This window comes from Ktedonobacter sp. SOSP1-52, assembly GCF_016587395.1.
Genome location: NZ_BNJH01000008.1, coordinates 79,324 through 103,486, shown reverse-complemented (window position 1 = coordinate 103,486; position 24,163 = coordinate 79,324). Strand labels below are relative to the sequence as shown.

Annotated in this window: 23 protein-coding genes and 5 pseudogenes; 11 read left to right on the top strand and 17 right to left on the bottom strand. The window is 52.5% G+C overall.

The features are described from left to right. The first annotated feature begins 3 nt into the window (after window positions 1-3). Complete coding sequence (locus JMJ16_RS52250; RefSeq protein WP_201394604.1) at window positions 4-204, top strand: hypothetical protein; 201 nt, start codon at window positions 4-6, stop codon at window positions 202-204. 703 nt (window positions 205-907) lie between these two features. Then, window positions 908-1,114, top strand: coding sequence for a bacterial transcriptional activator domain-containing protein (locus JMJ16_RS57800; protein ID WP_201394602.1), 207 nt, complete (start codon window positions 908-910; stop codon window positions 1,112-1,114). Here JMJ16_RS57800 and JMJ16_RS52240 read toward each other — a convergent pair. Beyond that, entirely contained in the window at window positions 1,043-1,660 is a 618-nt protein-coding gene (locus tag JMJ16_RS52240; RefSeq protein ID WP_201394600.1) for an IS630 family transposase, read from the bottom strand. The two genes, JMJ16_RS57800 and JMJ16_RS52240, sit on opposite strands and share 72 nt — an antisense overlap. Continuing rightward, window positions 1,566-2,093 (bottom strand): winged helix-turn-helix domain-containing protein, encoded by a 528-nt coding sequence (locus JMJ16_RS52235; protein ID WP_236602191.1) that lies wholly within the window; start codon window positions 2,091-2,093, stop codon window positions 1,566-1,568. The genes JMJ16_RS52240 and JMJ16_RS52235 overlap by 95 nt, the downstream gene beginning before the upstream one ends. Before the next feature lie 786 nt (window positions 2,094-2,879). Here JMJ16_RS52235 and JMJ16_RS52230 point away from each other — a divergent pair. Further along, on the top strand, window positions 2,880-5,105 hold the full coding sequence (locus JMJ16_RS52230) for a serine/threonine-protein kinase (RefSeq protein ID WP_201394596.1): 2,226 nt from the start codon (window positions 2,880-2,882) through the stop codon (window positions 5,103-5,105). Window positions 5,106-5,712: 607 nt separating this feature from the next. On the opposite strand, the gene JMJ16_RS52225 is transcribed toward JMJ16_RS52230, so the two are convergent. Genes JMJ16_RS52225 through JMJ16_RS52215 form a run of 3 tightly spaced genes read right to left on the bottom strand, consistent with a single transcriptional unit; the run spans window position 5,713 to window position 6,863 of the window. Continuing rightward, window positions 5,713-6,216 carry a transposase gene (locus JMJ16_RS52225; protein WP_201394594.1) on the bottom strand — a complete coding sequence of 168 codons (504 nt, stop codon included), beginning with the start codon at window positions 6,214-6,216 and terminating at the stop codon, window positions 5,713-5,715. Between the two features lie 53 nt (window positions 6,217-6,269). After that, window positions 6,270-6,557 (bottom strand): hypothetical protein, encoded by a 288-nt coding sequence (locus JMJ16_RS52220; protein WP_201394592.1) that lies wholly within the window; start codon window positions 6,555-6,557, stop codon window positions 6,270-6,272. Between the two features lie 21 nt (window positions 6,558-6,578). Beyond that, window positions 6,579-6,863, bottom strand: a complete 285-nt coding sequence (locus JMJ16_RS52215; protein WP_201394590.1) for a transposase — start codon at window positions 6,861-6,863, stop codon at window positions 6,579-6,581. A gap of 454 nt (window positions 6,864-7,317) precedes the next feature. Here JMJ16_RS52215 and JMJ16_RS52210 point away from each other — a divergent pair, with 454 nt between their 5' ends. Then, window positions 7,318-7,830 carry a DinB family protein gene (locus tag JMJ16_RS52210; protein WP_201394588.1) on the top strand — a complete coding sequence of 171 codons (513 nt, stop codon included), beginning with the start codon at window positions 7,318-7,320 and terminating at the stop codon, window positions 7,828-7,830. A 148-nt stretch (window positions 7,831-7,978) separates the two neighbouring features. Here the strand turns inward: JMJ16_RS52210 and JMJ16_RS52205 are convergent, their stop codons facing one another. Further along, entirely contained in the window at window positions 7,979-8,362 is a 384-nt protein-coding gene (locus tag JMJ16_RS52205) for a transposase (RefSeq protein WP_236602189.1), read from the bottom strand. 404 nt (window positions 8,363-8,766) lie between these two features. Here JMJ16_RS52205 and JMJ16_RS52200 point away from each other — a divergent pair, with 404 nt between their 5' ends. After that, a complete protein-coding gene (locus JMJ16_RS52200; protein WP_201394586.1) occupies window positions 8,767-9,111 on the top strand; it encodes a zinc-binding dehydrogenase in 345 nt (114 codons plus the stop codon). An 11-nt stretch (window positions 9,112-9,122) separates the two neighbouring features. Here JMJ16_RS52200 and JMJ16_RS52195 read toward each other — a convergent pair whose 3' ends face one another. From JMJ16_RS52195 to JMJ16_RS52180, 4 genes are all read right to left on the bottom strand, one after another. Beyond that, window positions 9,123-9,947, bottom strand: a complete 825-nt coding sequence (locus tag JMJ16_RS52195; protein WP_255553354.1) for an IS630 family transposase — start codon at window positions 9,945-9,947, stop codon at window positions 9,123-9,125. Between the two features lie 3 nt (window positions 9,948-9,950). Continuing rightward, entirely contained in the window at window positions 9,951-10,118 is a 168-nt protein-coding gene (locus JMJ16_RS52190) for a helix-turn-helix domain-containing protein (RefSeq protein ID WP_201394582.1), read from the bottom strand. A 251-nt stretch (window positions 10,119-10,369) separates the two neighbouring features. Further along, complete coding sequence (locus JMJ16_RS52185) at window positions 10,370-11,155, bottom strand: patatin-like phospholipase family protein (protein WP_201394580.1); 786 nt, start codon at window positions 11,153-11,155, stop codon at window positions 10,370-10,372. Between the two features lie 193 nt (window positions 11,156-11,348). After that, a complete protein-coding gene (locus tag JMJ16_RS52180; protein ID WP_201394578.1) occupies window positions 11,349-12,281 on the bottom strand; it encodes a YafY family protein in 933 nt (310 codons plus the stop codon). Window positions 12,282-12,834: 553 nt separating this feature from the next. Here JMJ16_RS52180 and JMJ16_RS52175 point away from each other — a divergent pair. Next, window positions 12,835-13,284: pseudogene (locus tag JMJ16_RS52175) on the top strand (NAD-dependent dehydratase); the annotation flags it as partial. A gap of 203 nt (window positions 13,285-13,487) precedes the next feature. Here the strand turns inward: JMJ16_RS52175 and JMJ16_RS52170 are convergent. Further along, window positions 13,488-13,679, bottom strand: coding sequence for a hypothetical protein (locus JMJ16_RS52170; RefSeq protein WP_201394574.1), 192 nt, complete (start codon window positions 13,677-13,679; stop codon window positions 13,488-13,490). A 165-nt stretch (window positions 13,680-13,844) separates the two neighbouring features. Here JMJ16_RS52170 and JMJ16_RS52165 point away from each other — a divergent pair, with 165 nt between their 5' ends. After that, a complete protein-coding gene (locus tag JMJ16_RS52165) occupies window positions 13,845-14,246 on the top strand; it encodes a response regulator (protein WP_201394572.1) in 402 nt (133 codons plus the stop codon). A gap of 161 nt (window positions 14,247-14,407) precedes the next feature. Here JMJ16_RS52165 and JMJ16_RS52160 read toward each other — a convergent pair. Both JMJ16_RS52160 and JMJ16_RS52155 read right to left on the bottom strand, forming a co-directional pair. Next, window positions 14,408-14,881: pseudogene (locus JMJ16_RS52160) on the bottom strand (PAS domain-containing protein); the annotation flags it as partial. 151 nt (window positions 14,882-15,032) lie between these two features. After that, window positions 15,033-15,719, bottom strand: coding sequence for an IS6 family transposase (locus tag JMJ16_RS52155; RefSeq protein WP_236602187.1), 687 nt, complete (start codon window positions 15,717-15,719; stop codon window positions 15,033-15,035). A 248-nt stretch (window positions 15,720-15,967) separates the two neighbouring features. Between JMJ16_RS52155 and JMJ16_RS52150 the strand changes: the two genes are divergently transcribed. Together JMJ16_RS52150 and JMJ16_RS52145 are read left to right on the top strand one after the other, a co-directional pair. After that, window positions 15,968-16,609, top strand: a complete 642-nt coding sequence (locus tag JMJ16_RS52150) for a TetR/AcrR family transcriptional regulator (RefSeq protein WP_201394570.1) — start codon at window positions 15,968-15,970, stop codon at window positions 16,607-16,609. Beyond that, window positions 16,606-17,775, top strand: a complete 1,170-nt coding sequence (locus JMJ16_RS52145; RefSeq protein WP_201394568.1) for an FAD-dependent monooxygenase — start codon at window positions 16,606-16,608, stop codon at window positions 17,773-17,775. Before JMJ16_RS52150 ends, JMJ16_RS52145 begins: the two co-directional genes overlap by 4 nt. A gap of 581 nt (window positions 17,776-18,356) precedes the next feature. Here the strand turns inward: JMJ16_RS52145 and JMJ16_RS52140 are convergent. From JMJ16_RS52140 to JMJ16_RS52130, 3 genes and pseudogenes are all read right to left on the bottom strand, one after another. Continuing rightward, window positions 18,357-18,794: a hypothetical protein gene (locus JMJ16_RS52140; RefSeq protein WP_201394566.1), complete on the bottom strand. Its 438-nt coding sequence runs from the start codon at window positions 18,792-18,794 to the stop codon at window positions 18,357-18,359. 418 nt (window positions 18,795-19,212) lie between these two features. Next, window positions 19,213-20,427, bottom strand: a pseudogene (locus JMJ16_RS55700) (ISAzo13 family transposase). A gap of 109 nt (window positions 20,428-20,536) precedes the next feature. After that, entirely contained in the window at window positions 20,537-21,760 is a 1,224-nt protein-coding gene (locus tag JMJ16_RS52130) for an MFS transporter (protein WP_201394564.1), read from the bottom strand. Between the two features lie 186 nt (window positions 21,761-21,946). On the opposite strand from JMJ16_RS52130, the gene JMJ16_RS52125 reads away from it, so the two are divergent. Both JMJ16_RS52125 and JMJ16_RS52120 read left to right on the top strand, forming a co-directional pair. Further along, window positions 21,947-22,939, top strand: a complete 993-nt coding sequence (locus JMJ16_RS52125; RefSeq protein WP_201394562.1) for a helix-turn-helix domain-containing protein — start codon at window positions 21,947-21,949, stop codon at window positions 22,937-22,939. Between the two features lie 152 nt (window positions 22,940-23,091). Further along, window positions 23,092-23,509: pseudogene (locus tag JMJ16_RS52120) on the top strand (IS607 family transposase); the annotation flags it as partial. Between the two features lie 66 nt (window positions 23,510-23,575). Here JMJ16_RS52120 and JMJ16_RS52115 read toward each other — a convergent pair. Beyond that, window positions 23,576-24,157 (bottom strand): annotated as a pseudogene (locus JMJ16_RS52115) (IS6 family transposase); the annotation flags it as partial. Window positions 24,158-24,163 lie beyond the last annotated feature (6 nt).

Below are 24,163 nucleotides of genomic sequence, written 5' to 3'. Positions count from 1 at the left end.
AGCTTGACACTACTCATCTCTCCTCTGTTTTTTCTCCTCAACGGTACTCACCATCAGGACATTTCTGAGAGCTCCCCAGCTAAAGCGCAGCGGCTTTCTGGCTCGTTTACGGTAAAGAGACTTCCTTCCCACTTCATCAGTTTTTTTGTCTTTTCTCATCTTTCGCTCACCCTCCCCTCCGTTCATCCGCGCGGCAAAAAATAGCACCAAACACATATATGTTTTCAAGGCTCAAAATATACTTATTGCTTTGACACAAGAAGCAGCAGGCGGTATTCATGCGTCTAGAATGCTTTGCGCGTGGAACAGTGAGGGAGGTGCAATATGATCATCATACAGAAGAACTACAGAAGATTGACGGCTCCTCCTACGACACATGGAGTTATTTTTTCCCTCTGCAACGATCTCTCAAGAGACTCATCGGGGTCTTGCTTCCACCTTGGAGCTCTTGCTAAAAGGTGTTGCTTCGTCAATACTGTGATATTGAAACAATTGTTGCAATACTCTGAGAAACAACTGCTTTCTTCTCGACCAGTCTCTGTCCCGTTCGTGTTCCTTGTAGGCTAGTGGGATACCCTCCCACGCAGAGCAACCGTGAACTCACGTTGCATCGGCAGTCCGGCGTTTCTCACGGGAGAACACGCGGCTGCACCAAGCCCAATCGACCTTTCTCGCTCTGGCAGGCGGGGAGCCGTCTGTAGGAGGCGGTCACTCTCTGCGAGAGACTGTCGAGGCCGCATGTTGTAACGATGGCTCTCCCACTGGTGTTTCCAGTCTCGCAGATTCCCTGGCTGTCAACAAGTCCTCTGCTCGACACCAATTAGTATATGAGTTGTAGTTCCACAAGCATCGTCTACTCTGCTCTCTCCCTCCTGGGAGAATTCTGTAGGGGACCTATCGTCAAAGCATGCGCTTACACGCCTTGCGCGGAGACCGGGCGGCGCTACGCACCTATCATGCCTGCGCCAAAATTCTCGATCGTGAGTTAGGCACCGAGCCAGGTGAGGCAACACGAACCCTTTACGAGTCATATCAAATCCGTTTAAGTAGTATCCAAAGAAGGCCACCAATGGAAGGAGGTTCGCCCCCGTCTCGCTTCAGGATGAGCTTGTAACCAGCGACAGCGCTCGACCTGCAACTGCTCCAGCTCGTCAAGCGACGCCAAGACCCGGTTGGCGAGCGGTTTGTTTGAGAGGGGCCACAAGCGTTCTGCCGGTTGCAGTTCTGGTGAATGAGATGGCAAGAACAGCAGGTGCAGCCCTTCAGGAAGCACGAGATCGGCACTCTTGTGCCAGCCAGCTTGATCTAGGAGCAGGAGTAGGTGTTTGTTGGGGCCCACCCCTTGTTCTTGGGCGGAAGCGGAGAGAGCGAGGGGAAAAGCCGCTGTATTGACCATAGGCATAAGCAACCAACTGGTCTTTCCACTCTGCGGCTCCACAAACCCATAGAGATACAACCATTGATAGCGAGGTCGAACCACAGCCCCCACTCTGGCCCCCTTGCGAACCCAGACGCGGCGCAGGATCGGTTTGAGACCGAGGCGGTGTTCATCCTGGCTCCACAGCTCAATTTTCGCCTCTGGATACGCCTGATGCAGCTTCTCGACCTCTTCTGGAAGTTTTTTTAAAAGCTTGCTGCGCGGCTTGGTCGCTCCGCTCATGCTGCGGACGTGGCACACGCGTACTTCTGCCCAGCCGCTGCAAGTAATCCCAGCCCCGCCGAGGGTCCACAGGTCGTCCGAGGCGCTCAGCCATCCAGACCGCCACTTTCGGCCCGCTCCACAGGCCACCATCAGCAGGTGGCTGATCTAAAACTTGATCCAGTTCCTTCTGTTGCTCAGCGCTGAGCAGACAAGGGGCTCCTGGTAGTGTGAGCCTCTGGTCCCGAATTCCTTGCTCACCGGCCTTCTTCCAGCACCGGACAATAGTACGAACCCACCTGGCTGTATAGCCAAGCATGGATGCAATTTCATCTGGCGCGTGGCCCTCCTTCATCAGCCACAGGATATGCCAGTGCGTTCGCTCGACGGGATTGGTTGCGCTTCGGTAGCGATCATGAAGCTCTTCGGTTGTCAGATCCGTCTGAACTGTCACTCTTTTTGTCATACTTTTATTATGCACTACCTAAACGGATTTGATATCACTCATGCATGCAGAATCGCTTTCACAGACGAGCACGAGCGTTCCTTCGGCAGGCAGGGCGACGACGGCGCGGCTCATTGGTCGACAAGCAGAGTGGAAGGCCTTTCAGGCCGCCTGGCGTACTGCGGAGACTCATACGCAGGTTCGATGAGAGTGGAGACAATCTCTTCAGTTGAGAAGGCGCTGATCGACTCCAGAAGCAAAGGCACGTTTTTCATACCAACTCAGGATGAGCGAGCATCATCGAACCTGCGTATGAGCCAAGAATTCGGGCAAATGACACGAATTTTGAGTGTGCAGGCACGAAAGTATGTAAACCACCCGGTCCGTCACACTCTCATGTGCGAAGGGGCATCTTCTTCGTTGTACAACACGGTTTCGATGATGGTTGAGAGCGGCAAGTGAGGATTGAAACGATGATGGATAGCCAAAAGTACCTCTCCTTCAAACCATGAACAACTTCTAACGACATCTAAAGAAGCGTTCTGTTTTTCGTGTAAAGCACGAAATATGCCATTTTATAAAGCGGAGTGATGCAAAAGCCGGGCCGAAATGGCAATGGTTTGAGAATTGTACCTATTTATCCCTTTTCGGGCCGGATCAAGCTTGGTATACTAAGGTTTATATGTCTCAAGCAAGGGGTAGTGGAAGTGGGGATAGAGGGACAGAGAGTATTTCCTCGGACTCTTTTTAATTAGCTGATGATGGAATATCAGAATAGTTCTATGGGTAAGGCTTATGATTGGTAAATCGACGCAGGACTTAGTCAATCAACCAATTATTGACCGTTATCGCTTGCTGCACTTCATCAACCGTGGAGAGACGAAATCGGTCTACCAGGCTGTTGATGTCCGCACGGCACGGCCTGTCGCGTTCAAGCTTATGCGTCTGGACCAGGGGCCAACGGATAGGCAACAACGCATCCAACAGTTCGGAAAGATTATGGAGAGGATTGTCACACTGGATTACCCCCATATTCTTCCGGTTCTTGATTTCGGGGTCACGGCAGGCGAGCAGATTGATCGTGAGCACGATTATGTCTATGTCGTCATGCCACTGATAGCGGAGCGCTCGCTTGATGGATGGCTTCATGACTACTGGCAGAGAAGGAATAGCCCCCCGGCGCAGTTAGAGTTGCAGGATGTACAACAACTCATACACCAGGCCGCGCAGAGCTTGCAATACGCGCACGAACGCAATGTGCTCCACCTTGGTATCAAGCAGACAAACTTCCTGGTACGACGTAAAAGCGATAATGAGCGTTTGCCGTACCTGGAGCTAGCGGATTTTAGTGTAGCTCGTTTGGCCACTCCTTCTCGTGACCAAACGGCGATGGCACCAGAACAGTTAGCGGGACGACCAGTAGCGGCTAGCGATCAATATGCGCTCGCAGCCATGGCCTACGAACTCCTCACAGGACATCCTTCTACATTTATGAGGCCGAATGGGCAGAGCTACACCGCGTTGTTTGCCGCTGACGTGCAGGCCTCCAGGCTTTCAGCCGGGGCCAGTGAAGTACTGCAACGGGCACTCGCGCCTGACCCCCAGGCGCGATACACGTCAATTATTGAGTTCGCCGAAGAGTTCGCTCACGTGGCGGAGCGGGGAAAGCGCGGGGAGAACCTCTACATCTTGCTTGGCATCAGCCGAGCAGAGGCACAATCCGGCACGAGCTTACCAGTGACGCTGGCTGGTAAGCGCCAGGTAATGGTCAACGTGCCGCCAAATTCGCATGCGGGACAGATCTTGCAAATCGAGGATGCCGGAAAGCCATCGCAGTCGAGCGGCCCACGCGGGGCGCTGGTGGTGACGCTGGCGCTTCGTCCTGATCCCCCTGGCATCCAGCCGGGCAATAATCAGCCTGTGCTGGAAGAATTACAGCGCCTCTCTCATGATATTAAAGCTCTACAGGCGCGATCCACCAATTCCAGCACGACTCCTGCCAATGCCAGCGCAGACATGGCTGGGTTGTCGGAGCAGGTGACTAGGATTGAGCACATGATACGCATCCTCAGGACATTCGAGGATTATGTAGAGGTGGAAGGGCCGCAGGACATCCCACGCTATCTCGCCAAACAATTTCGGCCAGGGTTGGTCGTTGTTGGTATCGTGCTGGCGCTCATTATCATCTTGAGCAACTGTGTGCTTTCGGGTCAGCTCAAGGAGGCCATTTATTTAAATGGCACCAGCAATATCGATGCGATAATGGAAACCAACAAGGGCATGACAGCCACTGCTCAGGCAAATGTTAATGGCACCGCAACCACGAGCAAGAACGCCCAGGCTACGGCGACCGCTACATACTTACAGTCGGTACAGGCGGCGGCGGACTCGCAGACTATCCCTGCTCTCTACCATACGAACGCAGCTCCTGAAAACGTGAGCCTTGTCTTTAACGACCTGTTAAATAAGTCCAATTCGGGACAATGGGAGAACTCCGCGACCGACGATGGCTCCGATTCTCCATCTCAGCAGAATCTTCCCTGCTTCTTTGGTAAGAGTGATAACTTCTATCACGCCAAAGCGAGCAAGAGTGGCACGGTACAGTTATGCCATTCATCAGGACCGGTGGGAACGCTCGAACGTGGAACTCACTTATTACTACAGGTGCAGGCATTTATCCTGATAGGTGATAGTAGTGGGATGCAATTCGGAACGAAAGATTCGTACTGCTACTTCTATATCACTCAAACCGGAGAGTACGAGATTGGTATGAACGGGAAGCCATTCACGAATGGCAAGGGGAAAGATAGCGCGATCAATACCGGAACTGGAACGAAGGTCTCCAACTTAATCGCGATCAATATTAGCGATACTACTGTCACATTCTATGTGAACTTGCAGCCTGTACTGACCGTCAACGAGGTTACGCTACCCGATAATGGCACTGTAGCCCTGGCCGCGCGTGGCATTGGAGATCCAACGGATGCTGCTTACCAGAAGATAAAGGCATGGCAGTACTAATCGCTTGCCAGAGGATTCTGCGCAAGCAGTTGAGCGACACAGGCAGGGTAGTGGGAGCGCCTCTTCCCACTACCCTGCCTGTGTCATAGTTGTGCATCAAACAGGCCGATGAGGTGCTCGCTGATCCGTTGAAGTTGGCGACGCGCGGCTAGGTCATATGCCTGGGGATGCGCGTGCGCTTGCTTTAGTTGAAGGTTTGCCTTGTCAGATAATTTGGCGCGATAACGAGAAACGTAAAGGCGCAAACTGATGTGATGCTTGATTTTATTCTCCAGCGATGTTTCGCCAAGTTATGCGGCACGGCCTGTCTGCTTGCAGCCGCTAAAACCATCGGCATTTTATCTGGCAACGCTGCCAAGAATTCAGGCAAATGACCGCTGTCTTCATCTCAATACATTTGCTTTCTCCCACATCAACCAAGATGTTCTTGCGTCACCGCTGTCTGCCTGACTGTTTACGATAATATGCAAACTACCTATTTGTTAGGCTTGACCCTACCCAGGAACACAAAAAAACCTCCAAGTGTTACTCTCCCAACCTACCCACTGTTAATCACTCTCCCCACTCTTCTGAAAAAGTCCTCCGGCCCACTGCCTGTGAGCGGAAATCAACTGGCCTGAGCCATGGGTTGCAGTTCGACCTGATACCCCATGCGTTCAAGTCGCTTGACTAGGCGTTCCTGAACAGCTTGTCGGCCTCGCTCATCGAAATAATTGCCGCCTAAATCCTGATAGCTGCTCTGATCGCGCAGGATATGGTAGATGATCACGAGAATACTATGGGCGACGGCCAAAGCAGCTTTCTTTGCCCCACGTCGGCTCGCGATGCGATGATATTGAGCAGCCAGATAGGTATTCTTGCTACGGCCAGCAGCACGGGCAGCCTGGACGAGAAGCCGACGTAACCAGGGATTGCCTTTGCGAGTTTTGCCACTCAAGCGTTTGCCTGCACTTTCGTGATTCCCCGGACAAACGCCCGCCCAAGATGCTAGGTGTTGGGCGGAGGGAAATTGGCCCATCTCGATCCCAATTTCGGCCAGGATGCCTTGCGCTGCCTCTTCGCTGATCCCGATAATCTCATCAATGAGTTGAGCAGCTTTCTGCCAACTCATCTCCTTCGAGGAGGGTAATCGACTCGCTTCTTCCTGTGCAGATCCCTGTGGCTTCACCGATGCTGGTTGATCAGTTGCTCCTTCTTCTGCAGGATCATCAGGGGAGTAAAACGACGAGCAATTTCCTGGCTCACCCGCCCAATAGCGGCGTTGAGCGTCTCAATCTGCTTCAGATGCTCACCGAGCATGAAACGATGATGGGTCGTTATCTTCCCAGTCAAGGCGCTTTCCAACTCCTGCTGGCTGGCGCGAACCCGTCCCACTGCAAATGACGCCAGCCGCTGTGGATCAGTCTCCCCCTCTACGATTGCCTGGAGGATGAATTGCGATGCTTTCCCCATGACATCGGAGACGACATCTCCTCATTTCAGGTTCGTATCCTCCAGCGTTTTCTGAAGACGGTTCACCTCTCGTGCTCGCTCTTCCATCAAACGCGTGCGGTAACGTGTCAGCTCCCGCAACTCCCACTGTGGAACGGAAGGAATAAAGCTGGCTTTGAGCAATCCATGCTGCAAGAGATCGGCGATCCACTCGGAGTCCTTCACATCCGTTTTGCGCCCTGGGACGGTTTTGAGATGGTGCGCATTGACCACCAGGATCTCAAAATCCCCTTCTAGCAAGTTATAGATGAACCTTCCAGACTTCACTGGTGAAGCCGCCAGAGAGACGTTGCACCACAAGCACTTCTGGCAAATGCCAGCCCTGAAGCGCGCTCAGAAGTTTCTCATTGCTTAACATTTTGGGTGCCATGCCGATTGTTGTGTAAAGATCAGTGGGGAACAAGCGAGGAAAGATGTGCGGGAGGTATTTGCTGGTTAGATGTCCTCTTAACTGGCATCGATTTTGAAGATAGTCAAAAAGATTGGACAGCACTGAAGCTTTGACAATCGCCTCTTGTCAAGCTATAATAAGTGCCGATGACATCATCGCAAAGGGGGATTGTCCGACCATGACGCCAGTGGTGTACTAACTTCATCCTACTCATGCTGGAAATACAGATGTAAAATCGCGCAGATCGCCATCACTCACATGCTACTGATGCGCGATTATGTCGTTGTGAGATGAAAGTAGTAATTCAACACTGAAAGGTAAAGTATACTCATGGCAACCGGACTTTCTGACTTCTTCAAATACAACCTCTGGGCCAACCTGCGTCTGCTCGACACCTGCGAACAGCTTACTGATGCCCAGCTCGATGCCGTTTTCCCTGGCACCTATGGCAGCATCCGCGTCACCCTCAAGCATATGCTGGGCGCTGAGGAAGGCTATGCGGCCAGATCGGTGGGTGGCTTCCCAACCACGCCGACTCTGCGCGAGGATGAGGAAGCCCCGCGCTCCTTCGCCGAACTGCGCGAGCGCGCCCGTCGCTCCAGCGAGGCCATGATCGCCTTCACCGAGCAGGTCACGCCGGAACAACTCCAGGTAATCCAGCTCCTGGACGAAGGCACCTACAGGGCGCCGCTCCTGGTCACGGTCATCCAGTTCGTTGATCACGGCATCGACCACCGCACCCAGATCTGCACAGCCCTCACCCAGCTCGGCATTCAGTCGCCGGAGCTGGATGTCTGGGCATATAATGAGGCAGCGTTGGGATACGGGGAAATCAAGCAATAAGGTCTATTCGTACTCAAGGGCCAGAGATGAGCAGAAAAATCTCTTGAACGTGTGCTCGTGTTACACAGGATCATGCGTCCAAACAAGCTCTCCCTGGCCCAGCAATGGAGGCTGGTTGTTTGGCACGGACCTCGATCCAAAGCCTCGCTTACGAGACAGGTATCCTGGGCAAGTGTATATCCTGCATGACCGCCCAGACGATGGTCAGACAACTGGTTTCTGTGCTGAAGGCATCAATTTGATCGGTTCGCTGGCGAACATTGCTAAAGAAGCTTTCAATGGCGTTGGTACTCCGAATATAGCGGTGCATCACTGGTGGAAACGTATAAAACGTCAGGAGATGTTCTTCATCCTCGTAGAGGCTGCGGATGGCTTCGGGATAGCGCTTCTGATATTTGCTTTTGAAGGCGGCCAAATTGAGCAGCGCATCCTCTTTCTTCTCCTGTTTGAAGATCCCCGCGAGTTCTGTACTGACCGGAGCCATTGCGATAGCCACGACGCTCTGGAGTAACTTCTCCCCACGAGGCTCCAATACACTGCTCTAACTCTTCACGCATTACCTGTTCAATCAACACTTGGACCGCGCTTACGGCCAAGTGGCGCAGATGCTGACGAAACTCGTCCTGCTCTGGCAGCGTCGGTGATGAGGATTGCCGAGTTGAACCTTCCGACGTCGATGTGGTAGGCTTTTTCTTGGATACAGGCATAGTCTTCTCCTTTTCTGGAAATGAGTTCTGTGTCTTCAAAGGACACCCTATGCCTGTAGTATCATCTCAAATGCCCATCTTTGAACAGGTTGGGCTTTACACAACAATCGGTATGGCGTCTGGGTGTTACGCGTAATGCTCGCAACGCAGGATTGGTGCGCGAGGCGGGTGCAGATGAAGTGGCTGTGGGGACGATCTCTCGGCAGCGAGCGCCTATGGTCCTTACCATTTGATTGTAGAACTGGTCGGTGGGAAAACGTTTACCAGCGTGCTCCCTCTCCTGGCACCAGGGGCAACCTGTGTTGTAGTGGGCGCAGCGGCATCTCCAGAGATGATCACTAATCTTATGCATTTAATCGGCACCGGAGGATCTACCATTCGCGGGCTGAATATGTACGCGGAGTTCGCCCGTGGCGCTATCCCCGAAGAGCTGGCCTGGTTTGCGCAAATGGTGGCCGATCGGCAATTGCAGACGGGAATTGAGATAGAGGCCTCCTGGACTGAAGTGAATGAGCTTGCGCAACACTTGATGGAACGGCAATTTACGGGTAAAGCTGTCTTGCATGTAGATTAAAACGAGAATCATCAATCATGCAGCCGATCGGCGATGGCAAACCTGGTCGGCATCACCGATCGGCTGCATCGAGTGTTATGAGTGACCTTGCGGCGCAAATGCTTCCAGAACCGCTCAACCGGGTTGAGTTGAGGCGAATATGTTGGAAGCGTCACCAGTTCAATCTGCTCAGAATGAGCGGCCAGAAGAGCAAGAACGGGTTTGGCAAAATGAATGCGATAATTATCAACGATCACATACTTCTTGCGCACCATCTCTGTCTCGGCTGGCTCAAGGATCTGGGTGAGCACCGAGCGGAACAACGCATTGTCTTTATGATCGCTGGTTGCCCAATACAACTTGCCACTGACCCAATGGATCAGCCCAGCCCCATAGCGCTTCTGGTTCTGGCGAGGAGTCTGAATTTTACGCTGCTGTCCACGCTTGCACCAACAGCGCGTGATGGTCGGCAAGAGAGCCAGATCGATCTCATCCTCATAGTACAGATCGATCTCTCCGGCCTGCGCCTGCCATTGCAACTCTTCGATCCGCAGGCGTTTGCTTTTGTATTCTGGATCGGGACTGGAAACCGTCAAGACCCGTCGGCTCAGCCCATAGCCATGCGCATGCAGATAGTGACGAATGCGGCTTTCATCCACCTCAATCCCCGTTTGCTCTGCCAAGTACTCTGCCAATAGTGGAGCTGTCCAATTCGAGAAAGGGCAGTCCAGTGTTCTGGGATCTTGCTCGATGAGCGAGAGCAGCCGCTTGAGATACGTTGCTGTGACTTTTGGGAGCCTGCCCCCCGTCGGCTTAGGCAGCAAGGCATCGAGCCCACGCTGGTTAAATTCATGGATGCATCAAGCCACTGTGTCTTCGCTATAGAAAGTCACCTGTGCAATCTGCGGCACACTCATGGGCCTGGCCGACAGCAGCAGGATCTGGCACCGCGTTTTGGCCGTGGCATCTAGAGTGCAATGATAGAGTTCCTGCAAGGCCTGCTGTTCTTCTGGTTTCAAGTCTCGCACGTAGACTTCACTTGGTCGGGCTATGGCACACCTCTTTGCTTGTTCTTTTTGAGGTTTCATTTTACAATGTTTCCCGCAAGGGTTTCACCGGTTTATTTAGTTCATCTGGTAATAGGGAAGGGCCTGCTCGCAGGTTTGATAAAAAGAAAAAGCCCCAAACAAATTCTGTTCGAGGCTTTTTCTTTTTGGTTCGTTAATCAGCGATTGCCTGATAGGTTAGCATCCCGATGCGACTTTCACTTGATTGCAATTTATTGCCACAGAGCAGCCACGCGAGCCGCCTCGTGCCTGCCCTGCTCTCGTCCCAAATCGGCGGCGATTCCTCGCAGGGAGGGATCGAGCGCGTTGCCTCCAACGGAGGCCAGGGCAGCCTTCATTGCCTCATCGGGCGTGATCACCTCTATCTGCACTCCCTCACGCTGCAAACGCTCTATTTGCTCATCCAGGCTTTCCAGGTAAGGAAATGGAGGTAGGTCGGGCTGGAGTACCAGGACCTTGTCGAAACCAACTGCCAGGTCCAGATTTGCTATCGAGTAGCACCCGCCATCGATATAGCGACGCTGATAGATTGTAGCAGGAGGGCATGCATAGGGTAACGCGGAGCTAGCCATTACCGCGTCAACCAGCTCAACCCCAGAATCCCTTTTGAAAATGGTTCGTTCGCCGCTGAACGCATCAACAGCCACGATCTCTAACCGGCTTTTGGGCCAGCTATGCACCGGCAACCGTGAGACAATTACCTCCCGGCGTTGGGCCTCTAGCGCTGTAGGAACTGCTAATGCCAGAGCGCCGATGCGTTGCAGAATCTCTGAACCGGTTCCTCCTTCTTTGAAAGCGCGTGTAAATTCAGCGAGCATCTTCTCAAAGTCTGGCTGCGATGCCAGTTCGTGAGCCTGTAACGCTGGATCAACCTGCCGCTGGAAGAGTTCATCCAGTGCAAGGCCACTGGTAATCTGTGCTGACACGTTGGCACCTGCCGAAGTTCCCACAAACAAGTCGGCATTGCGAATATCTATCCCGGCTTCTGCCAGTCCCACTAGCAGCCCGGTCTCCCAGGCAATTCCTACTACTCCCCTCCGCCGAGCACTAACGCGTGTGTTGTCTTCGTTGTATTTCCTATGAATTGCTCAAAATCGCGCTGATCGTTGTGCATTCTCTTCCTCCTCAGTAATGTTTTCATCACTTATCATCTATTGGAGAGTATAGTAAGAGAATGGCGACAACCTTATGTCATAATTCCGCGTGGCGACGAGCAATTTTTTGAGCCTCGAGCTTCACACGAGTGCGCAACTCTTCTGGAGCAAGTATTTCGGCGTCGGTGCCCAGGCTCAATAAGACTCGCATAAGCCAATCGTACTCCTCTGGTTGCCAGTGCAAACTAAGCAATCCTTCGCCATTGTCCTGACGTTTTAAGCGGGGACCCAGATAAGCATTGTGTTCCAAGCGAAGAACGCCACGGGCTGTCAGGTGGACACGTACCTCAGGAAATGAAGGATGTTCACGGGTGGGGATTGGGATAGGGTGTTCCAATGGTGGTGGAGGCGATGGGGCGGTTTTCACGTCTAGAAAACGGTCAACGCGGTAGATGCGCCATGCCTGGCGCTCATGGGAGTAGGCATCGCAGTACCAGAGACCTTCGTGGGTACGCAGGTAGGTCGGCAGGATCGTTTGTTGCGAGACACCTTTTTCGGAGCGATAGGTTACGCAGACCCACTGTTGCTCGCGTGCACTTTCCAGAAGCTGATCGAGAAACGGAGTCGGATAGGGCAGAGAGGGGACGTTGAGAGAAAGTGTGTTGGTGAGCTCTTCAAGATGCTCGCTCTCGCGTTGGGGCAGCAAGATCTGGATTTTGGCGAGCAGCGATTCGCGCTCCTGTTTGAAGGGAGTCGCGCTGAGTTGAGAGAGACTGCTCAGTGCCAGGCGCAACAAGAGAGCTTCATGCAAGGTCAAAGCGAGTGGGGGCAGGGTATAATCCGGTGGTAAGCTATAGCCGCCAGTGACACCCAGGTCGGCGGCGATGGGAATGCCCATTTCGCAGAGAGCGTCGATATCTCGCTGAATGGTGCGCCGGGACACCTCAAAATGCTGGGCAATCTCTGCGGCGCTGCGTTTGCCTGTTTGTAAGAGCAAAAGGATAGCAGTCAGGCGGTCAATACGATTCATCTATAAACTCTCGTTGTGGGCCTTTCTTCGATCTGTTCAGCAAAATCGATGCGTTCACCATCTTACTTGATCGTTGGGGAGAAAGCAAGGCGTATTTTTATGGCAGTGGTTGCTTTTCATCAGATGAGAGGCTGACTGTTGATTGTCGAACAACTTGGCTCATGTCCAATTTGGATCTGGATGAGCTTATCAAGGGCGAAACCTTTTTCTCAATCGGCTTGGAGAGGCATGGCGGTTTTTGCCCCTTTTACTATTTATGAGCTTACCCCCAAGTGTGGACATGAGCCGTTTTATTTGTCAATCAACAATAAGGAAGTGTCTATGCGCTATCAAGCTCCTTCACGGCTGATACTCATTCAATGTATTACAACGGAATGGACCAAACGCACTCGCGAAGCTGTAAGTGCTGGCACGCGCAACCGTTTGCCAGAAATGCTTCCTTTCCAGCTTGGGAGGTCCTCGCCATCTCGCGGCGGACACCTGATTACCCCACACAGGCACGCTTCCTCTCGCTCGACTCTGTTGCGATCTACATGTCCCACTCCGCTTCCCCGGAACTAACGCGGGCTATACCCATCTCCAGGAATTGACCGATGCCGGACTCCTGGCACGGGCAATCGCCTGGGCGCTGACAGAGGAATGCTGCGCGGGCGAGGCCTTCAACATCACCAATGGTGACCTCATTCGCTGGCAGAACCTGTGGCCCGTCCTCGCCACCTTCTTTGGCACCCCACTTGAGGCCCCGCTCCCTCTGCCGCTTGCGACCTTCATGGCCGATAAAGATGAGACGTGGAGCACAATGGTGGCAAAATACAAGTTACACCCTTACCACCTGTCAGAGATGGCTGGTTTCGCGTTTACCGACTTTCTCTTCCGCCTGAACTACGACGTGATCTCAGACACAGGCAAAACCCGGCGCTTTGGCTTTCAAGAATGCCTCGACAGCCAAAATGCGCTCCTTGAGCTACTCCAATGCCTGCGTGCTAAGCATATCATTCCTTGATTTTCTAACCCTTGGCGCGGACACCCATGCAGATAACAATCAAGGTTTTGGCGCTGTTCGTGATTTGTCTGCTAAAGATGAATACACTTTATTCTTCTCTTCACTTCAGGTACTCTTCTAAAGCGGGTCAACGTCAATCCACAGGGAGCTGCTGCAAAAACGTTCCTTCGCCGTGTTTTCTAAGTTTAGCCATGTGCTATCTCCTATCTCGTATTTTCATACACTGCAAGCCATCGCTTGAGAGAGCCAGGATCAATCCGTACGATCGTAGGCAGTCCTTCATAATCGATAAACTTATAGACCATGCGTCGACTAACGCCGAGTGTTTGAGCGACACCAGGAATTGTCAGCAAAGGCTGTAATTCACCTGGAGCCGTGGTTACTCGTTTCTGCATACTGGCACCCTCCATAAAAAACCTCGTGTGCCAGCTGACACACGAGGTTGCTATGATTGGAAATCAACCTGCATCTGATACCAATGCTCACTCGTATACTTGAGTATAAAGTTTGTCCGGGCAATTCTGATGCCATTCTAGAACGCGGAAGGGAGCTTTTACGTCATGTCTGCCCATCTTTTGATTATTGATGACGACCCGTCAATTCTCGAAATGATGCGCCTTGTCTTGGAAGAGGAAGGCGAATATCAAGTAACGATTGCAGAGATGATCTTTGCGGATGTTATAGAAGTTGAGCGCCTTCAACCTGATCTCATTCTTCTTGATTTCAAATTTGATGCTCACCAAGATGGTTGGAACTTTTTGCAGAAACTCAAATTACATCGCCCAACTATGCATATCCCTATTATCCTTTGCACGGCAGGCCTTGCTGATGTTTCGCAACAAGAGGAAATCTTTGAACAAAAAGGCATTCCTATTCTGTACAAGCCCTTTCATCTCGATGAATTGCTTGATCTGGTTGAAAAATGCCTTGCACATGCGCGCAACCACTCTTCTGTGCAGTAGGCCCACAGGTGCTTGATGTTGCGTAGCATGTCATACACATCATCCAGGCCCGTCTCCCTACTGCTCTATTCCTCATTGGTGCTACGCTAAAAAGAGAGAAAGCAAGCCACCAAGAGAGGAGCAGAGCGATGCCAAAACACCTGCAAGCCCGAGCAGCACAGGACCTCCAGGACGATCCCCTCAGGGGTCAGAACGCCGATCCTGCTTAACAAGCCATCCAAGTCCTCGATGCAGGGACGCTCGCCCTGGGGAACCGACGCATCTCGTCGAGCTGCGGCTCTGCCCTGGTGGATCTGCACCATCAGCCCCCCAACCGTGGGAGAGAGCTGCACGTGCAGCCAGGTCCGGGTCACAGGGGACACATACTCCACTTCGGCGGGTTTTCGGGTTTGTCTGGTCTGCTGGACGGTCTGGTAGAGCGCGGTGCTTACCAACTGGGGAGCGCCGTGCCACAAGGGCTTGCCCAAGATGTCCTCTCGTGCGGTGCCGAGCAGGGCCTGCGCGCTCGCATTGGCATAGACAATCGTCGTGGCGTCGTCGAGGACAAACAAGGCACCAGGAAGCGTCTCAAGCGCGTGGAGAAGCGTCTCACTCGATGCAGGAGTGACACGCTCTGTTCGCTTTGTAGTAGACATATAATAGTAGATATCCCTTTCACATCCCCCCATCCCTGAGAACGAAGACGCATTCCTGCTCGAACCGAAAGCTAGTCTAGTAAAATGATGTGATATCAGTGAGAAACAAGCAAGCTGTACAATGAGATAGTGGTGAAATCGTTCGTCCTCTTCATAGGACTATCGGCTTATGCACGTCAATAGGATGCCGAGACCTTAGAGGGACTGTTAAAGCGGATACCAGACAGTGCTCCAACCGATTGTTGAGATATTTACTCGTTCGATGGGTGACATTGCTGCCCATTGCCTCGCGAATGGCTCGCGGATAGGAACTGTGCCCATCGGTTGTCACCTGATCGGGAACATGGCCAACGGTTGCAACTGCCTGCTTGAAAAAGCGCTGAACTGCCTCCATATTCCGCTTCTCGCTCAACATGGAATCAACCAGATTGCCATCGTGATCGATCGCTCGATAGAGGTAGCACCATTTTCCCTGGACTCTTAGGTAGGTTTCATCAACATACCAGGATCGTCCTGCTTGTCCGCACCGTTTGGTTCGCAGTTGATCTGCAAGCAACGGAGCAAACCGCGCTTCCCAGTCTCGGATCGCCTCATGTGTGAACTGAAAGCCTCGCGCTAAAAACATCTCAGCCACATCACGCAGGCTCAATTTGTAGCGCAGTCGCCATAAGACTGCGAGCAAGACAACATCTGTCGGAAACTCAAGGTGGTTAAAAGAGGTGCCAGTTCGTTCATTGAAAATATGTTTGCTCTTGGGGCAGAAAAAGGTCAGGTAGCCGAGTTTGGTTTTCTTTGCACGCTTCTTGGCCGTCGTGGCAGTGCAATGGGGACACTTCATTGACCAATGCGCCTCATTCCATGCGGTGAATGGGATCAGTATATCAGAAGTATGACCTCTTAGCCAAGTTGGGATTTGAGTTCTGACAGAACCGCTCGTTTGCTCTTGGGATCTCTGCTGGCTTTTACATAGCCCTGCTAATTTTCTTTCTGTCATTGACATCCGCCCTCCCTCTTGGTAAAATGACCAGGGTCATTTATGATTACAATCATAAATGACCCTGGTCATTTTACCAAGAGGGAGGGCGGATGTCACAAGAAAAGCCAGGTTTGCGGGAGCGCAACAAGCAAGAGAAACGTCAGCGTATCCAGCGCGCCGCGTGGCAATTGTTTACCCAGAAAGGCTTTGCTGCAACCACCATGCGGGAAGTGGCAGAACTGGCGCAGGTGGGCAGTGGAACGCTTTTTCTGTATGCCAAAGATAAGCTGGATCTGTTGCAACTGGTCTATTACGAGGTTCTCGCCGAAACAATTGAGCAAGCATTTCGCAACCTGCCAGCCGAAGGAGAACTGCTTGAGACCCTGGTCCATCTCTTCCAGCAATTCTTTCAGTTCTACCAGCAGCATCCTGAGAATGCTCGCGCTTATATTAAGGCTGTCTTCATGCCGGCGCAGGGGCAGATGTATGGTCCTCAAACGCTCCAGCAAGTCAGAGATTTCCAGTTGCGTCTGGCTGATTTATTAGCGCAGTTCCAGCAAAAAGGTGCAATTGCTCCCAACGTCCCTTTAGACCAGGCGAGCAGCAATTTTTTCGCCCTCTACGTATCCACTCTCGGCCTGTGGTTGAGCGGTTTTCTCTCGTTTGAAGAGGCTCAAGGGCAGGCACTCTATCGGGCATTTACCTTGCAAATCCAGGGCATGCAATCTAGAGAACCAGGAGTAGAACTATGACAACCCAGAAGCAAGATTTCCCTATCCTGATTATCGGAGCAGGCATTGGAGGACTGGCCACGGCTCTGGCCCTCCAGCAAGCTGGCTTCGCGGTACAAATCTTTGAACAGGCAAAGGAGATCCGCGAGTTCGGGTCCGGGTTGACCCTCTGGGCGAACGCGGTCCGGGTGCTACAAGAACTCGGTCTGGACGACCTGGTGCAACAACTGGCCCGGCAGCCTGCACCCACGCGGGCTGGCTTCTACACCATGCGAGGAAAACAACTGGTCCAGCTCCCACCACAAACAGTTGAGGAACAGTGTGGGGGACCAACCATCGCGATCCACCGCGCGGAATTCCAGGCAGCGCTACTGGAGCGGCTCGCGCCGGGCACACTTGTCCTGAACAGGAAGCTTATCGATTTTGAGCAAGACGCTGCGGGCGTGACAGCTTGTTTCGTGCAGGGCGAGCGAGTACGCGGCAGTCTGCTGATCGGAGCCGATGGCATCCATTCGCAGGTCCGTCAACTGCTCTTTCCCCAGAGTCAGCTGCGCTACGCCGGGTACACTGCCTGGCGAGGTATCGCCACGGATGTAACGCCACAGCTGATGGGCGAATTGTGGGGGCGTGGCAAGCGCTTCGGCATTGTTCCCCTGTCGGAGGAGCGCATCTACTGGTTCGCGACCTGCAATACCCCGGAAAATGCGGCAGAGAGGCCGGAGGGACGCCAAAAAGAATTGCTGGATCTGTTCAAGGGCTGGCATCCAGCTGCCAGCACGCTCATCAATGCGACAGAAAACTCGGCGATTCTGCGCAACGATATCTTTGATCTCCAGCCGCTGGCCCGCTGGAGTAAGGGGCGCGTAACCCTGTTGGGGGACGCTGCGCACGCGATGACGCCGAATATGGGTCAGGGAGCCTGCCAGGCGCTCGAAGATGCTCTGATCCTGGCCCGAACCCTGCGCCATGCGCATTCTCTTGAGAATGCCTTAGATGTGTATCAACAGAAGCGCCTGGCGCGCGCCAACATGGTCATCGTGAACTCGCATCGGATGGGTTTGGTCGCGCAATGGGAGCATCCCCTGGCCTGCTGGCTACGTGATTCTCTTCTGGCGCTCACTCCACCACAAATGCTGCTGAAGCAATTCAAACGTGTGGCAAGCTATACCTGGGAGAGCAGCTGTTAGCCTGCAAGAGCCGCGAGCATGCTGGAAAAGTTAGCCTTTAGCCAAGCGCCGGATCATTAAGCGAGTCATCGCTAGGTAGATCATGGCCTCACTACTCTCAGGAAGCGTTTCATATCACAGTTAGATACAGGATCGCGTTCAGAACCGCTGCACCGCTTGTCTCAGAGCAGATCAATACACTACTTGATGTCGACTGTGGGATGGGGCGATGGATCTACGAAATGGCCCTGCAATTCCCTCACAGCCGTCTCGTTGGCGTAGACCATGTCCTTCCCGATGCCACACTTCACTTTCCGCCAACCTGCCCCACGGAATGCGCAAAGAGATGTAACTTCGGCTAAGGTGGCTCTGCCGGCCTATTCAATGTTCTCACTTCTTTCTAGCAAAGGCTCAAAAGTACCTCTGCCTTATAGAAGCAGCTAAGCAGTGATTGACGCTTTCAAGCCAGCTTACTGCCGGGATAAAATTCGTTGCGCATCCCATGGGAATTTGACCACTTCCCACTACCGCATCATTTGCAACGTTCGCGATAGTACCAAGGAGCAGCAGGACGAAGGCAGTTGCCTCCTTTCTGCTTTGGTTTACACGGCAATCCCAAGCAGTTCGGCGAGTTCTGCCGTCGCTCGCATGAGGTATTGAGTAACTTCGGGCTGCATCAGACGATTCCGTTCTACGCAACACTCTCCCCATTCTGCTCCGAGAAACTGGGTGAGTTCTTCACGCATGATTTCTTCCATGATCATCTGTGTTGTACTCCATATCTGTTCACGTAAACGCTGATAAAAGGTTTGCTGCGCCAGTTGTTGGGAGGAAGATGACTCTTCTGCTATTGAGTTCGGCTTTGGTGTGGTATGTTGCTTCTTGGGTAAGAGGAACATTATGTGATGAAAGCGTTCTTGTTTGAGCTCATTTTCGATAACTTCTTTAAACTCTTCACCGGATAGTGTGGCGCTACCATGATGGGTCTTGTGTCCCCATTTGCTTATCTGAGTCATTTCTAAAATGTGGAGTTGCCCCAATTCAGTAGAAGCCAGGAACAGAAGGAACGTTTCCTTCGCCTAGAAATTGAAGCGTTCATCATGAGAGAACGCAAAAGAGGCTGAAGTGAAACCGCATCGCTTCAGCCTCTTCCTCCTTATGCTCCAGAATCTGGTTAGATGGCGACAGCTGTTCCCTTTCCCTCCAACAACTCATGGATGTCGCTCAGTACGTTTTCTCATTCGTGAGGTTCTACAAGCTCAACTTCATCAAGACTACCTTTCTCTAGTTATTGTGCCGTTTTGACCACTTCCCACTACCACATCATTTGCAACATTCACGATAGTATCAAGGAGACTGAGAAACAGTTTTGGCGTAAACACTGAAATGTGTTAAAATGTGCTTATGCAGAACCATATGATATTCAAGTGTTTGGCAAACTTAGGGACTCAAGAAATATTAACTATCCCGGATGGCTGGTGCGAGATACTCGATGTCCACAAACCATTTTTCCAAAGAAGGTAATCGCTGAAGTTGAGTTTCCACTGCTTTCATTGCCTCCTTGGTCAGTTTGACGCCGATCTGATAGACGCTCGTCACCAATTCGACCACCGAATGTTTCTTTTTCCAGGTCATGGTTCTGGCATACTGGATCACGGCGTCTACCGAGTCGAGCAAGGAACCATTCCAGTGCTGTTCGAGAATGCCCCAACAACGTTCAACCGGGTTATATTTGCTGTGGTAGGGTGGATAATACGCGAGGCGTACAGTGATATGATAAGAGTGAACAAATTCCAGCAGACGCTGCATACACTGGGTGCGCCGACTGTGGTTCTCCGGTCCATTATCCAAATTGATGAGGAGTGTCTTGATGTGAGGAAAGCGCTCACGAACACTCTCCCACCAATCGATGAGACGATCCACCAAACAATCACTGGTCACTTTGGAGGTCACAGCATACAGAAACCATTCATCGGAGGCTGGCAAAAAAATCCCCACTGGCGTGACCATCGCCTCTGGTTGAAAATCGTGATCGGCAGCGTTGGTTCGGACGCGACTCTTGCCTCCCCGTGCAAAAGGACCAACCTTGACCGCAGCTTTCGCATCCATCGAGATCCGTAAGGTTTGCGTGTCGGCATCTGCTTCCTCATTCATCTGTTTTACCTGGGCGAAGATGGCATCGGTTTCGGGCAGTTTTTTTGGGGTTGGCTCTTGGCCACCTTTTTCGGGTAATACCCCAGCTCGTTGAGTTTGGTGGAGATCGTCTCCGCTGTGGGTCATTCATCTTCACGATAGCCTTTTTGCGCAATCAACTGGCGGCGCACTTCCGTGGCCGTCAGGCGTGTGTACAAACGGTTGGTACGCGCACTGCGGGCCTGCTTGACTCTGCCCATCTACAATAGCGGTGATATCGGTGAGCAAGTTGGGCAGATGCTCTTCACTCCGCTTGCGTCCTCGCAAGGTGTAAGCATCAAGACAGATAATCCCCTGCTCCAGTTCATGTTGACCGAGGCTGATCGTCCCACGATTCCAGCCTAACTCCCGTTCTGCTAGATATTGTCCTCCCTCTCCTCATGCTCGTACGGTCCGTGCCATAAACAAGCGGCGGGCACTGCCTTTGAACGCTTTTTCCGTCTCTCTCAACAACTCTTTCACTTCCTCGGCTAATTCCATCTGACTGCCTCCTCAAGCTTTGTACATTCTAGTCCATCATCTGTTCTTCTGCTCCATTTGATGGAGCTCACATCTCTTCTTTTCCTCTCAGTGTTTTTGCGACGCAGCCTCACTTGATGTGTTGGGGCTGGCGCAGCTTGTTCAGGATCAGATAGCCGCAAGCGATGAGTGCGCTGACCACAAAACAACTGCTCCACAAAGCGGTTGGGCCTAACTGTTCAAGGATCAGGCCGCCCAGCGCGGGAGCGAGAAGCGAAGACAGCGCGCGAATGCTGCTGTAGATTCCCTGATACGAGCCGCGCAGGAGGGGCGGAGAGAGTTCCGCGATCAGCGCCAGTGCAATCGGGTAGGAGAGAATTTCTCCAACGGTCCAGAACAGCACTCCCAGGATATAGCCAGCATACGTATGTAACCAGATATAGAGGCCCATACCCGTGCCCAACATCAGCACGGCTATGGCCAGCGAAAGGTGCCGATTGACGCGCCGAAAAAGTGTAGTCAGCGGCAGGCTAACGAAAACGATCTGAACCGCGTTTACCGCCATTACCGTACCGAAAGCCAGCGTACTCATTCCATGTGCGTACATGTCAAGCGGCAGCGTAGTCGTCGATTGTACATAGACACAGTCGAACAGGAGCGCCAGCAACGCGTAGGACCAAAGCCAGGGATCGGTAAAAGCCTGACGCAGAGGGAGTTTTGTGGGCGCTTTCCTCTCCAGCTGTTTTTTGACATGCGAACGGTTACTCTGACCCGTTTCAGGTACCCCGAACCAGATCAGCAGGCTAAAGCTGCAGGTTGTGAGCGCGTCTCCCAGAAAGAGGAGAAGATAGGAGATGGGGGCAATCAGCCCGGCGATGAGCGGTCCAATCGCGTTGCCAATGTTGTTCGCCCAATAGCGCAGGGCATAAGCTCGTGTATGCTCTTCTGGTGGTACCAGGTCCGCTATGGCCGCCGAGGTCACAGGGCGAAAGAGCTCATTGAAGAACTGGTAGAGGATGGCGAGCAGAATAATCAGGGGCAGCGTCTGGGCGAAGCCGAGGGCCAGCATCAGGGTAGCTGTCGCGACCAGACTGAAGAGCAGCGTTACGCGTCGTCCAATTCTATCAGCCAGTATACCCCCACAGACCCCTGCACCCAGCGAGCCAAGGCCCATCAGTGAGATGATGAGCGTCGCTGCACTGGTAGACAGATGGTGAAAAGAGACCAGATACAACGTAAAGAAAGGCATGATAAAATTGCCAGCTTTGTTGATGAAGGAGCCAGTGACCAGGAACCAGAAAGGGCGCGAGAAGCGCTGGTTCTGCAAAAAAGTGGCAAGCCGCTTTGTGGACATGTCCAAAATGGAATCCTTTCAGAGATGTGCAGCGCAGCAATCGCACTGGAGGCGAGCCCCGTTGTGATCCCACGTCTGCTCAAGTTGCTCATTGTTTGGCAAAAAACAATCGATGTGTTAAGATTTTGCCAGCAACAGAGCAGACCTACCAGCAGCAGAAGAGACAGAAAGCATGCAGAAATTGCCATGTATACAATTGCGATCATTGCGTACGATGCGGTGAATCTTTTTCAATTGGGAGTAGCTACGGAAATTTTTGGGGTTGAACGCGCTGAATTGAAGGTACCCTGGTATCGGCTGCTCATTTGTGCCACAGAACCAGGGCCAGTTCGGACTTCTACCGGCCTTCTCCTGAACGCTCCCTACCATCTAGAGCACCTTGCGGAGGCAGACACGATCATTGTGCCCAGTTCTCCTCGTTTTCGTACCACGGTCGCGCCAGACGATTTGCTGGAGGCTTTGCGCACGGCTTATCAGCGTGGCACACGTGTGATCTCATTTTGCACAGGAGCCTTCCTCCTGGCTGCCGCAGGGTTGCTGGATGGGCGCCGGGCCACGACCCACTGGGCCTGGGCTGCGGAACTGGCTGCGCGCTATCCGAAAGTCCTGGTCAATCCCCGCGTGCTCTATGTCGATGATAGCCAGGTGTTGACGGCTGCAGGAACGGCAGCGGCTATCGACCTGTCTCTCTATATTGTGCGCCAGGATTACGGAGCTGAAATTGCCGCGGCTGTCGCACGGCGGATGGTTGTTCCTCTCCATCGCGAGGGTGGACAGGCACAATATATCGAGACGCCCTTTCCCGACCTGGATGAGAACGACCCCTTTGGCGCGACCCTGGCGTGGATCGCGGCCCACCTCGACAGAGAGTTTACCATCGAGCAACTGGCAGCCCAGGCCGCAATGAGCCAGCGAACCTTCGCGCGCCGTTTCAGCGCGACCCTGGGGATGACTCCCTATCAATGGATACTTCAGCAGCGCATCGTGCTGGCTCAGCGTCTTCTGGAAACGACTAACGAGCCCGTTGAGCAGATTGCTACGTGCTGTGGTTTTCATTCAGCGGCGACGTTGCGCTTGCACTTCCAGCGTTTTCTGCGTATTTCACCACAGGCATATCGTCATACTTTTCAGCAAAAACAAGGGGAGAGGCGCATAGAGTGCGACCCTGGTGATAAATGACATGAAAAGCGGATCTGACACACTCATAAGGTGTATGGGAGGTGAGGCGCAAATACCTGAAATCGCTTGCATGCACAATTCGCGCCGCAATCAACCACAATTTTCAGCACCATGCTTCCATAAGAAACTCAAAATAGGTTCAGGTAGAGTTAATGAAACCTGTCAGCTATCTGGGATCATTAATTATTCTTGAGTCCCTTATTGGCAAGTCCACCAAGACACTGCAAAAATGGGACCGTGAAGGGAAGTGAGTTGCCCATCGTTCCCCACAATCAAACAGGCGCTATTACACGCACGATCAGTACCTTGAGTATCGCGGGTTGAAAGCGCCAGAGCAGGGACTTCCCATTGCTTACTCGCGTCTCTGGGATTGCCCAAAAACCTGATCTGGTCAATCAAACCAAAGCGTTAGAAGCCTATTGCCACCAGCATTCGCTCGAGGTCGATGAATGGATGTCGGATATTGGCAGTGGGCTCAACTACAAACGCAAACAGTTTCATCGTCTCATGGAGATGGTGGAGCTTGGTCAAGTGCGGCGTATTATTCTTGCCCATCGGGATCGGTTGGTTCTGTCAGAACTGAGCGCACAGAAACGCATCAGATTCAATGAAGACATTGATACTATTCGCTACCTGCTAGGAAGCTGCCTGTATCAATGCCTTCAAGGAGGTAAGTCGCTGGAGGAAAGCTCGTCGCTGTTTGGGGAGGGAAATCGGTTCTCCCATGGTACGACGCGGACGGAGATAATTTCGTAGTTCATCAAAGGCGCAACAAAAACGTGCTGTAGCTTCAAACGTTTTAAAGCCACGCATGGGATAGTATCGCTGCTTAATGCCACGGTGGTCTTGCTCCAGACGATTGTTGAGGTATGTATTCGTCCGATGTACCACCTCACTTCCCATGATTTCGCGTATCGCACGGGGATAGGAACGATGTCCGTCTGTTGTAACAGACTCTGGCGCATAACCAACGACAGCCATGGCTTGCTTGAAGAACTGTTGTGCAGCATCCATATCTCGTTTTTCACTCAGTCGAGAATCGACGAGATTGCCATCTTGATCAATGGCTCGATAGAGATAGCACCATTTTCCCTGAACCTTGATATATGTCTCGTCAACATGCCAGGACGTTCCTGCTTGCCCGTGCCGCCGGGTTCGCAACTGATCAGCCATCAGAGGAGCAAATCGTGTTTCCCAGTCTCGAACTGCTTCCTGAGAGGTGGA

Bases quoted from the DNA above. Each gene is read 5' to 3' on its own strand.
- JMJ16_RS52165 (WP_201394572.1), top strand. From the start codon at position 13,845: ATGTCTGCCCATCTTTTGATTATTGATGACGACCCGTCAATTCTCGAA.
- JMJ16_RS52150 (WP_201394570.1), top strand. From the start codon at position 15,968: ATGTCACAAGAAAAGCCAGGTTTGCGGGAGCGCAACAAGCAAGAGAAA.
- JMJ16_RS52155 (WP_236602187.1), bottom strand. From the start codon at position 15,719: ATGAAGTGTCCCCATTGCACTGCCACGACGGCCAAGAAGCGTGCAAAG.
- JMJ16_RS52180 (WP_201394578.1), bottom strand. From the start codon at position 12,281: ATGAATCGTATTGACCGCCTGACTGCTATCCTTTTGCTCTTACAAACA.
- JMJ16_RS57800 (WP_201394602.1), top strand. From the start codon at position 908: ATGCGCTTACACGCCTTGCGCGGAGACCGGGCGGCGCTACGCACCTAT.
- JMJ16_RS52220 (WP_201394592.1), bottom strand. From the start codon at position 6,557: ATGGGGAAAGCATCGCAATTCATCCTCCAGGCAATCGTAGAGGGGGAG.
- JMJ16_RS52225 (WP_201394594.1), bottom strand. From the start codon at position 6,216: ATGAGTTGGCAGAAAGCTGCTCAACTCATTGATGAGATTATCGGGATC.
- JMJ16_RS52240 (WP_201394600.1), bottom strand. From the start codon at position 1,660: ATGAGCGGAGCGACCAAGCCGCGCAGCAAGCTTTTAAAAAAACTTCCA.
- JMJ16_RS52130 (WP_201394564.1), bottom strand. From the start codon at position 21,760: ATGTCCACAAAGCGGCTTGCCACTTTTTTGCAGAACCAGCGCTTCTCG.
- JMJ16_RS52230 (WP_201394596.1), top strand. From the start codon at position 2,880: ATGATTGGTAAATCGACGCAGGACTTAGTCAATCAACCAATTATTGAC.
- JMJ16_RS52170 (WP_201394574.1), bottom strand. From the start codon at position 13,679: ATGCAGAAACGAGTAACCACGGCTCCAGGTGAATTACAGCCTTTGCTG.
- JMJ16_RS52145 (WP_201394568.1), top strand. From the start codon at position 16,606: ATGACAACCCAGAAGCAAGATTTCCCTATCCTGATTATCGGAGCAGGC.
- JMJ16_RS52125 (WP_201394562.1), top strand. From the start codon at position 21,947: ATGTATACAATTGCGATCATTGCGTACGATGCGGTGAATCTTTTTCAA.
- JMJ16_RS52210 (WP_201394588.1), top strand. From the start codon at position 7,318: ATGGCAACCGGACTTTCTGACTTCTTCAAATACAACCTCTGGGCCAAC.